Here is a 12016-nt window from a genome sequence, read left to right as displayed (position 1 = left end):
CCCTGGTTCATTGTTCGCCGGCATCGTCCGGCCCTACCTTGCCCTGATCGCTGGCGCGTTCGCGGGCGACGTCTCTTTTTTCCTCGGATTGTACCTTCTCGGCGTCGATCTCCTGCTGATCGTCATCCGCGCCGCCCGCCTTGCGCGCACGCGCGACCACCAGTTCGTCCGGCACATGAAGCGTCCGGGTCGGGAACGAGATCGCGCCGCCGTGTTCACGGATACGGTCCTGGACGCGCTGCAGCACGCCTTGCTTGACGGCCAGATACTCGGCCCAGTCGGTGGTGTGGGTATAGCAGTAGACCAGCAGATCGAGCGATGAGTCGGAAAGCGAATCGAGATAGGTGAGGACGACCTGGTCCGAATCGATGTTCTCGTCCGCCGCCAGCATTGCGCGGATATCCTCGACCAGATCGGGCACGATGGCCGCGTCCTGATAGCGCAGCCCGATCGTCTCGTTGATCAGGCGATGGCTCATTCGCGACGGATTCTCCAGCGCGACGTTCGAGAACACGGCATTGGGCACGTACAGCGGCCGCATGTCGAAACGACGCACCGTGGTCGCACGCCAGCCGATGGCTTCCACCGTGCCCTCGATGTCGCGATCCGGCGAGCGGATCCAGTCGCCGACGGAAAACGGCCGATTCATGTATACGGTCATGCCGCCGAAGATATTGGCCAGCATGTCGCGTGCCGCGAAACCGACCGCGATCCCGCCGACGCCCGAGAACGCCAGCAGTCCCGAGGGGGATACGCCAAACTGATCCAGCAGCACCAGCCCGGCAATGATCAGGGTGACGGCGCGTACGAGTTTCGCGATGGCATCGGCGCTGGTGGCATCGAGCTTGTCGTTGCGCCGTGCCGCGCGGGCCAAGGCGTTCTTCTCGATCGTGGCGATCAGCCGGAAGAAGAACCAGACCATGGTCAGCGTGATCAGAATGCCGCGTGCCGGGGGCACGTAGTCCCGCCAGGCATAATTCGACGACGTCGCCAACACGATTGCGATCGAAATGCCACCGATCCAGAGCAGAACCTGCAGCGGACCGTTGACGCTGCGATAAAGTGCGTCGTCCCAGAGGTTGCGGGTCTTGAGCACCTTGCGGTGCAGCCAGGCGAACAGGCCGCGCGTGACCAGGTCGAGCAGCCCGGTGAGAACCAGGATGCCGGCCACATCGATCGCCGTGCCCCAATCGTTACGCAACGACAGGTAGCGCGACATGAACGCCTGATAAGTGCCGACTACATCCATCAGGCGGCGCCCACCAGGCGTGCGGCGGTTTCACGCGCGGCGTCCAGGCGCGCCGGGTCCGGTGCGGACCGCGACGCGGACCGGCCCAGTCGGCGTGCCAGTGCTTCGCGTCGTGCCCGGCCGCGATCGGGGGCGCCATCGGCCACGGTGCGGCGTGCGACCAGCGCGGCATCGCGATCGTTGCACACGGGCAGATAATCGCAGCCGGCCGCCAGGGCCAGCCGCGTGCGATCGGCATAATGACCCAGTGCCGCCGCACCGCCCATGCTGAGATCGTCGCAGAATACGCAGCCCTCGAACCCCAGCCGCCCACGCAGGATATCCTCGATCCAGCGCGCCGACAGACTGGCCGGACGCGCCTCATCGACCGCGGGGAAGCGTACGTGGGCCATCATCACCGAGGCCACGCCCTGATGAATCAGGGCCGCAAAGGGCGCCCAGTCGTGCGCCAGGTCTGCAAGCGCGCGATGATCGACCGGCAATTCGCAGTGCGAATCGGCGGGCACATAGCCGTGGCCGGGGAAATGCTTGGCCGTCGCCGCACTGCCGGCATCGGCCAGGGCGGCGGCAAACGCGCCAGCCAGATCGCTCACGCTCTGCGGCGTCGCGCCGAACGCGCGGCTGCCGATGACCTCGGACACCCCGTAGTCGAGATCCGCCACCGGGGACAGCGGCATGTCCACGCCCACGGTCTGCAGCTCGGTGGCCACCAGCCAGGCCAGTTCACGGGCTGCGGCACGCGCCTCGACCGGGTCTTGCTGATAAGCCCGGCCGAGTGCGCGCATGGGCGGAATGGGGGTAAAGCCGTCACGAAAACGCTGCACGCGACCGCCTTCGTAATCGGCCACGATCAGCAGATTCGGCCGCACGCCACGCATGTCCGCCGTCAAATCGGCCAACTGTTCGCGGCCGGCGAAATTGCGCGTGAACAGGATCGCCCCACCCACGGCCGGATCGGCGAGCAGTTCGCGATCGGCGTCCGTGAGCGTCGTGGCCTCGATATCGACCAGCAGCGGTCCGGGCGGCGGCAGTGGACTCATTGTTTCTCGCCCCACTGGCTGTAGGGCGCAAACGCCAGCGCATGGTTGTAGTAGCGCACGTCGTCGGTAATCTCGGCCCCGAGCCAGTCGGGGCGCACGAATACCTCGTCGGCGGCGTCGAGCTCGATTTCGGCAACCACAAGCGGGGCATTGGCGCCCACGAATTCGTCGATTTCCCAGACATGCCCGGCATGCTCGAGCCAGTGGCGCGTCTTTTCCACCGGCGGCGTCAGGGTCAGCTCATCCAGGATCTCGCGGGCTTCGGCCAGCGGTATCGGATATTCATATTCGGCGCGCGACGAACCGACGCGGGCCGCCTTGAGATTGAGGTTCGCCTGCTCGCCCTCGATGCGCACGCGCACCGACGCCCGGCCCGCCTGGTTCAGGTAGCCCTGGGCGAAAAACTGGCTCGCATGTGCGGCATCCCGCCAGGCATCGCCAACGACGAGAAACTTGCGTTCGATTTCCACTGCCATGGAGGATCCATCGTTCTATCGGAAATTCTATCGGGCGAATACCGCCATCGATTCGATGTGCGCGGTATGCGGAAACATATCCATCACGCCGGCGGCGAGCAGACGATAACCATGACGCTCGACCAGGGCCGCCGCGTCGCGCGCCAGCGTCGCCGGGTGGCATGAGCAGTACACGACACGCGCGGCACCGGTCGCGGCCACGTGATCCAGCACCTCGGCCGCGCCCGAGCGCGGCGGATCGAGCAGTACCTTGTCGGCCCGCTCGGGCCGCCATGCCGGCGGCGTCGCCGGCTCGAACAGATTGTCGACGTGGGCCGTGACGTTGGTTGCGCCGTTGCGCGCGGCATTGGCTCGCGCCCGCGCGACCAGACCGGCGTCGCCTTCGACCGTGATCACCGCGCCGGCGCTGCGCGACAAGGGTACGGAGAAATTGCCCAGCCCCGAAAACAGTTCGAGCACCGTGTCGTCGGGCTGCACGTCCAGCTGCGCGATCGCGGCATCGATCATCCGGCGGTTGATATCGCCGTGAATCTGTACGAAATCGTTCGGCTCGAAACACAGCCGCGCATCGTAGGTCGGCAGATCGTAGTACAGCGGTTCGGGTGCGCCGGCGAGCGGCGCGATCGTGCTTTCGTTACCGGGCTGCAGGTAAATGACGAAGCCGGTGGCCTCGGCGTAGGCCGCTAAACGTTGTCGATCCGTCGGCGTCGGCGCTTCCAGCACACGAAAGACGAGCGCCACGTGATTGTCGCCGGCCGCGACCTCGATCTGCGGAATGGCACTTCGAATCGACAGCTCGTCGATCAGCCGGCCGAGTTCGGCCAGCCGCGCGCCGACTTCCGGCACCAGTACCTCGCAGCGTGACAACTGGGCGATGAACGGGGCGCCGCGCTCGCGAAAGCCCACCAGCGTACCGCCCTTCTTGGGCACGTATTTCACGCCCAGACGCGCGCGCCGACGATAGCCCCAGTGTTCCCCGGTCAACGGTTCGAGCACGCGTTCCGGCGTCACCCCGCCCACGCGCGCCAGGGCATCGATGAGCTGGCGCTGCTTGAATTCTACCTGCGCTTGCGGCGTCGCATGCTGCAGGACGCACCCGCCGCAGACACCGAAATGCACGCAGCGCGGGGTGGCGCGCTGGCTGGACGCCGAGAACAGTGTCGCCATCTCGGCCTGTTCGTAAGCGCGCTTGACCTTGACCGGTTTGTACAACGCCCGTTCCCCGGGCAGCGTATCGGCCACGAAGATCGCCTTGCCGTCGACATGCCCGACGCCGCGGCCATTGCTGGCCAGATCGGTGATCTCGACCACGCCGTGCTCGGGCGCCTTCCCGCGCTTGCGCCGGCGACTCATGTGCCGTCCCCGATCCCGAGCCCGGCCAGCCGCGCCTCGCGTGCGGCGCGGTCGCCGGCGTCGACCGTGCCGGTCACATACTGCCAACGCAGCCAGAGCCGATAGCGGGCAATCGCCCGGGCCGCCGGCGCTGGCTCATCCGTGGCGCCAAGCCCCGCCATCAAGCGCAGGCATTCCAACTCGACCCGCGCCGCCGGCGCCGGGTGATCGGCCGGCGCCGGTGCGACGCGCGCGCCCAAGGCGCAGGCACGGCCTGTCGAAAACCCGTCGGGCAGCGGCATGTCGTGAACCAGCGCCCGGGCCGCGAGCAGGGCCCGGGCGACCCCATCCCAGTCCACCAGGGCCACCGCACCCGTTGGCCAGGCGTCGAACAGCGCCGCCAACCGGTCGCGCTCGTGCGCGCCGGCCGGACCGATCAGGGACAGGGCGTGACCGTCATCGACGACTGCCGCCAGCCGCTCGATCCGGCAAAGATGTCCCGGCAGATCGGCCCGGCCCCAGCGCTGCATATGGACCTGTTCCAGCGCCCGTGCCACGCCGGCATCGTCCAGCGCGCCATAATCGGCCAGCCGGCGTGCCGCATCCACGTCCAGCGCGGTATGCGCGACCAGTACGACCGTCGCGGTCGTCACGGTTTGTCGTAGACGCCGGTCGACAGATAGCGGTCGCCGCGATCGCAGACGATCATGGCGATGGTGGCGTTCTCCACCTCGGCGGACACCGTCAGCGCGGCAAACACGCTGCCGCCGGACGACGGCCCGGCGAAGATGCCTTCCTCACGCGCCATGCGCTTCATGGTCGCCTCGGCGTCGGCCTGCTCGACATCGATAATGCGATCCACGCGCGCCGGCTCGAAGATCTCGGGCAGATAGGCCTGTGGCCAGCGCCGGATGCCGGGGATCTTCGATTCACCGGCCGGCTGCACGCCGATGATCTGGATGTCCGGATTCTGTTCCTTGAGATAACGCGAGCAGCCCATGATGGTGCCGGTCGTGCCCATGGTGGCCACGAAATGGGTGAGCTGCCCGTTCGTGGCCTGCCAGATCTCCGGGCCGGTGGTTTCGTAGTGCGCGCGCGGATTGTCCGCGTTGGCGAACTGATTGAGCAGGTGGCCTTCACCGTCGTCGTGCATCTGCCGGGCCCGATCGCGTGCGCCTTCCATGCCTTCGGCTTCGGAGACCGACACGATCTCGGCGCCGTAAGCCCGCATCGAAGCACGCCGCTCCTCACTCATGTTCTCGGGCATGAGCAGGCGCATCCGGTAGCCTTCCATGGCCGCCACCATGGCGAGCGCGATGCCGGTATTGCCGCTGGTGGCCTCGATCAGCGTGTCGCCCGGCTTGATCTCGCCGCGCTCGGCGGCGCGCCGGATCATCGAGAACGCCGGCCGGTCCTTGACCGACCCGGCGGGATTGTTGCCCTCGAGCTTGGCCAGCAGCGTATTGGAGGTGTCGCCGGGCAGCCGCTGAAGACGGGCGAGCGGGCTGTTGCCGACGTAGTTCTGGAGCGTGGGATAACTTTTCATGAGGCGAGTCTAGCAGTCGCGTGTTCGAGGCTTAACCGGGCCGAATATCAATGCAGGTTGCGGCGCGCGGTTTCCATCGCCGCGCGCATCTCGCGCACCGCTTCGGCCAGCCCCACGAACACTGCCCGCGCGACCAGCGCATGGCCGATATTGAGTTCGACGATTTGCCGAATCCCGGCGATCCGGCCGACGTTGTCGACGTGCAGACCGTGCCCGGCATGGACTTCGATACCGTGCCGGCCGGCCCACTCGGCGGCCTTGACGATGCGCTCGTGTTCGCGTGCGACCACGCCTTCATCGGGCGCATCGGCATAGGCGCCGGTATGAATCTCGATAAAGCGCGCACCGGCCCGGGCGGCGGCGTCGATCTGGTCGATCTCGGGATCGATGAACAACGCCGCGTTGATGCCCGCGCCATTCAGCGCATCCAGCCCCTCGCGCACGCGCTCGACCTGGCCGGCGACGTCCAGCCCGCCCTCGGTGGTCAGTTCCTCGCGCGATTCCGGCACCAGGCAGCAATCGCGCGGCTTGTGCCGCAGCGCGATCTCGACCATCTCGTCGGTGAGCGCCATTTCCAGGTTCACGGGCACATCGCCCGCCGCGCACAGGGATTCGACGTCGGCATCCTGAATGTGGCGGCGATCCTCGCGCAGATGAATGGTGATGCTGTCCGCACCCGCGGCCATGGCCTGCCGGGCGGCGTCGGCCACACTCGGATAACGCGTGCCGCGCGCCTGGCGCAACGTGGCGACATGGTCGACGTTCACGCCGAGGCGCAGGTCCGATGGCTGAATGGTGGTGCTGGCGTTCATGAGGAGGCTCCCGCATCGGGTTCGCCGCGGCGGCCGCCGGCGGCGAATTGTTGCATCGCTTGTAGAGTCTGCACGGATTTTAACGGCTTGGCGCCGATATGCGGAGCCAGCGCCGCCTGCATCAGGTGCCGCGCCTGGCGCACCGCTTCGCGATCGGGCAACCGGCCATGCAGCAGGCCGATCAATGTGCGCCCGCCGACGGCGATCTCGTTCGCGGCCGCACGCGCCGGACCGCGGCGCAGTCCCTGCTCCGGATGCCAGGCGTAATCGGCCTCCGCCACAACCGGATCGCCGTCCCCGGTTGCGACCAGGTTCAGGCCGTAGCCCAGCTCTTCCAGTAGATCGCGCTCGAAAAAACGCAGACCCACGATCGCCGGTGCGCCCTCGCCCATGGCATCGAGCAACGCCGCCAGGCTATCGTGAATACGCGGATGCGGATCGTCCCGCGCGGTCAGGCGCATCACCAGCTCGGCCGCGTACAGTCCGCCCATCAGCGCATGCCCGGACAGGACATACCCGCGCATGTATTCGACCCCGGTGAGCGTATACAACTCGCCGCGGCCGGACCAGGACAGCGCCACCGCCGACAGCGGCTCGAGCAGACCGCGCCAGCGCGATCTGGCCCGGCGCGCGCCCTTGGCAATGGCACCGACGCGCCCGTGCTCGCGCGAGAACGCCTCGACGATCAGGCTGGTGTCGCGCCAGGGCCGCCGGTGCAGCACCAGCGCGGGCGTCAAGTCGACGCGCATGGCCCGCCACGCGGGGCGCGTGCTTCACGACGAGGGCGACACGCAAGAATATTTTTGCCCGCGGATGCACACAGATACACGCCGATAAAACAGGAAACCCTTATCGTTTCTCCCTTGCCATGCCCTCGGCGTCTATCGGCGGTCATCTGCGGACGTCTTCCGTTCGGCCCCGCCCGATCAGTGGCCGAGATCGCGCACGCTGGTCTCGGAATCGATCCAGTTGTCGCGCACCTTAACCCACAGCCGCAGATCCACGCGCTGGCCGAGCCGATCCACCAGATCGAGCCGCGCGGCCCGGCCGATCTTCTTGAGCATGGCGCCGCCGCGACCGATCACCATCGCCTTGTGGTTGTCGCGCGCGACCCAGATACAGGCATGGATCTCGATCTGCTCACCCGAGCTGTCGAAGCGCTCGATCTCGATCGCGATCGAATACGGCAGCTCTTGCTGGAGGTGCATCATCAATTTCTCGCGCACCGCCTCGGCGGCGAGAAAACGCATGTTGCGGTCGGTGTATTCGTCCTCGGGGAACAAATACGGGCCTTCCGGCATGCGGGCGCGGCATTCGTCGATGAGCGCGTCGAGATTGTCGCCGCGCTGGGCCGACAGCGGCACCACGAACTCGAACGCACGGCGCGCGATCATCTGTTCCATGAACGGCAGCAGCTCGGTCTTGTCGGGCACGCGATCGGTCTTGTTCACGACCAGGCCGACCGGTGCCTGGATGCGTTCGAGCCGGGCCAGCGCCGCGGCATCGTCATTGCGCCACTGGCCGGCCTCGACCACGAACAGGACGAGATCGATTCCGGCCAGGCTGGCCACGGCGGTCTCGTTCATCACCCGGTTGAGCGCGGTCTTGGCACCAGTATGCAGGCCCGGCGTGTCGACCAACGCGACCTGTACATCATCGCGCGTGAGCACCCCGATAATGCGATGCCGCGTGGTCTGCGGCTTGGGCGTGACGATCGATACCTTCTCGCCGACCAGCGCATTGACCAGTGTGGACTTGCCCACATTGGGCCGGCCGACCAGCGCCACCATGCCGCTCTTGAGGGAAGAGGATTCGCTCATGTCTGTTTGCCTTCCAGGCGTTGCAGCATCCGCTGGGCGGCGTTCTGTTCGGCCTTGCGCCGGCCGCCGCCCTCGCCCTCGACCGCCTCGCCGCTATCGGCCAGGCGACAGCGCGCCACGAAATGCTGGGCGTGGTCCGCGCCGGAGACGCTGACCACTTCGTATTCCGGTCGGGACCGGGCGCGGGCCTGCAGCCATTCCTGCAGGCGAGTCTTGGCATCCTTGAGACTGTCGGCGGAGGGCAGTTCCGCCAGGCGCCGCCGGTACAACGACAGGATGACATCGCGCGTTCGCTCGAAGCCGGCGTCGCAGTAGATCGCACCGAGCACGGCTTCTACCGCATCGGCCTTGATCGAGGCACGCCGACGGCTGCCGGCCCGGTTTTCGCCCGGGCCCAGCACCAGCAGTTCGGCCAGACCCAGCTCGTCGCAGATCTCGGCCAGCGTACGCTCGCGTACCAGTGACGCGCGCAGACGCGACAGATCGCCTTCCGGGGCCGCCGGATTTTGCTCGAACAGGGCAGCTGCGATGACAAAATTGAGAACGCCGTCGCCCAGGAATTCCAGCCGCTCGTTATGATTGGGGCCGGCGCTGCGATGGGTCAGCGCCTGGCCGAGCAGCGCGCGCGCGCTGAAATCGTGGCCGATACGCCGTTCGAATGCATCGCGCGCCTGGGCGCGGTTGACCGACTCACCTCCGCTCATGCCGGATCAGCCGTCGCCGGGCTGCATGACGGCCTTGTCGTCGAAGCTGTAGACCAACGACATATTGAATGCCAGCGGCCGACGCACTTCGTAATGCAGGCCCAGCACGCGGGTTGCGCCGTCGTGGCTGATGGTCACGTCATGCGACGACACGCCGGACGCGTACCCCGCTTCGAAATGACGCGCCACGGCGCGCTGGATCGCGATCGCATCGGCATGCTGCAGTGACGGATCGCGGGCCACTTCGGTCAACGCGTGCTGAATCTCACGGTTGTTGAGATACACCGGCACGCTGCGGATGGCGATGAACACGATGAGCCCGAGCGTGACCAGCACATACAGGCCCGACCACAGGGTGAAACCACCCTGGCGCCGCGCCGAGGCGGCCTGCGACATGTCGTTCAATCCAGCCATGTACCAATCCGCGAGAAGCGTACCTTGAAGTCCGAGAAATCGACGCTGAGCCAGATCAGGACGGCCCGGCCGACAAGATCGTGTTCCGGCACGAAGCCCCAGATACGCGAATCCGAACTGTTGTCGCGATTATCGCCCATGGCGAAATACTCGCCCTGCGGCACGGTCACGCTCGCCTGCGGGCCCTGCCGCCCGATCACGTGCAGCATCTTGTGCGGCTTCGCGCCCGGCAGCTTTTCCATGAACAACCGCATCTGGTCGTAAACATCCGCGTCCGGCCCGTGATACAGGCCAAGACTCTTCCTGGGTACGGGCTTGCCGTTGATGTACAACTGTTCGTTGCGATAAGTGATCTTGTCGCCGGGCAGACCCACGATGCGCTTGATGTAATCCTCGCTGGTATTGTGCGGGTAGCGGAACACGGCCACGTCACCGCGCTTGGGCTCGCCGGTATCCAGAATCTTGGTGTGCGTCACAGGCAGGCGCAACCCGTACGAGAACTTCGACACCAGCACGAAATCCCCCACGAGCAGCGTCGGCACCATCGATTTGGAGGGGATACGGAACGGCTCGAACACGAAGGCGCGCAGCACCAGAACCGCCAGCAGCACCGGAAAGAACGAACGACAGAACTCGATTGCCCAGTTGCCTTCGGCGCCCGCCGGCCGGCGCCTGGACAATACCAAGCGATCGACCAGCCAGACGATGCCGGTGATCAGGCAGGCCAGCGTCAGCCAGGCTTCGAAGTTCATGTCGATATGGCTCATGGGGTCGGGATTCCTGGCTAGTCTTTGTCGTCCGTGGAAAGCACGGCAAGGAAGGCCTCCTGGGGAATCTCCACACTGCCGAGTTGCTTCATGCGTTTCTTGCCTTCCTTCTGTTTTTCCAGCAGCTTGCGCTTGCGGGACACGTCACCGCCGTAGCACTTCGCCGTGACGTTCTTGCGCATGGCCTTGACCGTCGAGCGCGCCACGATACGCGTGCCGATGGTCGCCTGGATGGCGACGTCGAACATCTGCCGGGGCACGATGTTCTTTAGCTTCTCGACCAGCGCCTTGCCGCGATCGTAGGCCTGTTCGCGGTGCACGATATGAGCGAGCGCATCGACCGAGTCACCGTTGATCAGCACGTCCAGACGCACCAGGTCGGCGGCCTGGAAACGCACAAAATCATACTCGAAGGACGCGAAACCCCTTGAAACGGATTTCAGGCGATCAAAGAAGTCGAGGACGACTTCCGACATGGGCAGCTCGAAATCCATCTGCACGGAATTGCCCATGTACGCCATGTTCTTCTGCACACCGCGCTTTTCCATGCACAACTGCATGACCGGGCCGACGAACTCCTGCGGCATCAGGATCGAGGCCTTGATGATCGGTTCCCGGATTTCGTCGATCTCGCCGGTGGGCGGCAGCTGCTGCGGATTGGAGATCGCGCGCTCTTCACCGGCATGGGTCAGCACCTGATAGACCACCGTCGGCGCGGTGGTGATCAGTTCGAGCCCGTATTCGCGCTCCAGGCGTTCCTGCACGATCTCCATGTGCAGCATGCCGAGAAAACCGATGCGAAAACCGAAGCCGAGTGCGGCCGAGGTCTCGGGCTCGTAGTTGAGCGAGGAATCGTTCAGGCGCAGCTTGGCCAGTGCGTCGCGAAAATCCTCGTAGTCGTCGGAATTGACCGTGAACACGCCGGCGAACACGCGCGGCTGAATCTGCTTGAAGCCGGGCACGCGCTCGGCGCAGGGGGCGTAGGCATGGGTAAGCGTATCGCCCACCGGCGCGCCGTCGATGTTCTTGATACCGGCCACAACGTAGCCGACCTCGCCCACTTCCAGCGCGGGGCGCGATTTCTTCTTGGGCGTGAACACGCCCACGTCGTCGACCTCGTACTCCCGTCCGGTCGACATGACCTTCATCCGATCGCCCTTGGCCAGCCGACCGTTACGGATGCGCACCAGCGACACCACACCCAGATAGTTGTCGAACCAGGAATCGATGATCAGCGCCTGTAACGGCGCCTCGGCATCGCCCGCCGGCGGCGGCACGCGGCGAATGATGGCCTCGAGCACCTCGGTGACCCCCTCGCCGGACTTGGCCGACACCAGCAACCGCTCCGTCGCCTCGAGGCCGATCACGTCCTCGATCTGCTGGGCGACGCGCTCGGGATCGGCGGCCGGCAGATCGATCTTGTTCAACACCGGCAGCACTTCGAGATTCTGCTCGATGGCGGTATAGGTATTGGCCACACTCTGGGCTTCCACGCCCTGAGAGGCATCCACGACCAGCAGCGCGCCCTCGCAGGCGAACAACGAGCGCGACACCTCATACGAGAAATCGACATGCCCGGGCGTATCGATGAAGTTGAGCGTGTAGGTCTCGCCGTTGGCCGCGGTGTAGTCGAGCGTGACGGCCTGCGACTTGATGGTAATGCCGCGCTCGCGCTCCAGATCCATCGAGTCGAGCACCTGGTCCGCCATTTCGCGCTCCGTCAGCCCGTTGCAGGCGCGGATGAAACGGTCGGCCAGGGTGGACTTACCATGGTCGATGTGCGCGATGATGGAAAAATTGCGGATATGTGACTGCATTCAGTGGGCCAGCGCCGACACAAAACAATCGCCCCGGCA

The 12016-nt window shown here is 65.9% G+C and carries 13 protein-coding genes; all 13 read right to left on the bottom strand.

All coding sequences use genetic code 11. From position 1 onward, the window contains the following. Window positions 1–7: 7 nt before the first annotated feature. The 13 genes from ACS8YF_RS00575 to lepA all read right to left on the bottom strand — a co-directional run bounded on the left by ACS8YF_RS00575 (window position 8) and on the right by lepA (window position 11977). The gene (locus ACS8YF_RS00575) at window positions 8–1249 is read right to left on the bottom strand and encodes a mechanosensitive ion channel family protein (protein WP_440848274.1); all 1242 of its coding nucleotides are present in this window, start codon (window positions 1247–1249) and stop codon (window positions 8–10) included. Continuing rightward, a complete protein-coding gene (nagZ, locus tag ACS8YF_RS00570) occupies window positions 1249–2289 on the bottom strand; it encodes a beta-N-acetylhexosaminidase (protein WP_440848273.1) in 1041 nt (346 codons plus the stop codon). Before nagZ ends, ACS8YF_RS00575 begins: the two co-directional genes overlap by 1 nt. Continuing rightward, entirely contained in the window at window positions 2286–2765 is a 480-nt protein-coding gene (locus tag ACS8YF_RS00565; RefSeq protein WP_440848272.1) for a CYTH domain-containing protein, read from the bottom strand. Before ACS8YF_RS00565 ends, nagZ begins: the two co-directional genes overlap by 4 nt. Window positions 2766–2792: 27 nt before the next feature. Further along, window positions 2793–4118, bottom strand: a complete 1326-nt coding sequence (gene rlmD, locus ACS8YF_RS00560; RefSeq protein ID WP_440848271.1) for a 23S rRNA (uracil(1939)-C(5))-methyltransferase RlmD — start codon at window positions 4116–4118, stop codon at window positions 2793–2795. Next, window positions 4115–4750, bottom strand: a complete 636-nt coding sequence (locus tag ACS8YF_RS00555; protein ID WP_440848270.1) for a hypothetical protein — start codon at window positions 4748–4750, stop codon at window positions 4115–4117. The genes rlmD and ACS8YF_RS00555 overlap by 4 nt, the downstream gene beginning before the upstream one ends. Then, entirely contained in the window at window positions 4747–5643 is an 897-nt protein-coding gene (gene cysM, locus ACS8YF_RS00550) for a cysteine synthase CysM (protein WP_440848269.1), read from the bottom strand. The genes ACS8YF_RS00555 and cysM overlap by 4 nt, the downstream gene beginning before the upstream one ends. 47 nt (window positions 5644–5690) lie before the next feature. Further along, window positions 5691–6455 (bottom strand): pyridoxine 5'-phosphate synthase, encoded by a 765-nt coding sequence (locus ACS8YF_RS00545; RefSeq protein ID WP_440848268.1) that lies wholly within the window; start codon window positions 6453–6455, stop codon window positions 5691–5693. After that, window positions 6452–7204 (bottom strand): DNA repair protein RecO, encoded by a 753-nt coding sequence (recO, locus tag ACS8YF_RS00540; protein WP_440848267.1) that lies wholly within the window; start codon window positions 7202–7204, stop codon window positions 6452–6454. Before recO ends, ACS8YF_RS00545 begins: the two co-directional genes overlap by 4 nt. A 177-nt stretch (window positions 7205–7381) precedes the next feature. Continuing rightward, a complete protein-coding gene (gene era / locus ACS8YF_RS00535) occupies window positions 7382–8275 on the bottom strand; it encodes a GTPase Era (protein WP_440848266.1) in 894 nt (297 codons plus the stop codon). Continuing rightward, complete coding sequence (gene rnc / locus ACS8YF_RS00530) at window positions 8272–8979, bottom strand: ribonuclease III (protein ID WP_440848265.1); 708 nt, start codon at window positions 8977–8979, stop codon at window positions 8272–8274. The genes era and rnc overlap by 4 nt, the downstream gene beginning before the upstream one ends. Window positions 8980–8985: 6 nt before the next feature. After that, window positions 8986–9393: a DUF4845 domain-containing protein gene (locus tag ACS8YF_RS00525; protein WP_440848264.1), complete on the bottom strand. Its 408-nt coding sequence runs from the start codon at window positions 9391–9393 to the stop codon at window positions 8986–8988. Continuing rightward, on the bottom strand, window positions 9381–10160 hold the full coding sequence (gene lepB / locus ACS8YF_RS00520; RefSeq protein WP_440848263.1) for a signal peptidase I: 780 nt from the start codon (window positions 10158–10160) through the stop codon (window positions 9381–9383). Before lepB ends, ACS8YF_RS00525 begins: the two co-directional genes overlap by 13 nt. A gap of 17 nt (window positions 10161–10177) precedes the next feature. After that, window positions 10178–11977, bottom strand: a complete 1800-nt coding sequence (gene lepA / locus ACS8YF_RS00515) for a translation elongation factor 4 (RefSeq protein WP_440848262.1) — start codon at window positions 11975–11977, stop codon at window positions 10178–10180. Between the last annotated feature and the right edge of the window lie 39 nt (window positions 11978–12016).

Origin of the sequence: Salinisphaera sp. SWV1, assembly GCF_052044155.1 — a bacterium.
GTDB lineage: Bacteria > Pseudomonadota > Gammaproteobacteria > Nevskiales > Salinisphaeraceae > Salinisphaera.
This window is presented reverse-complemented; position numbering and strand designations above follow the sequence as displayed.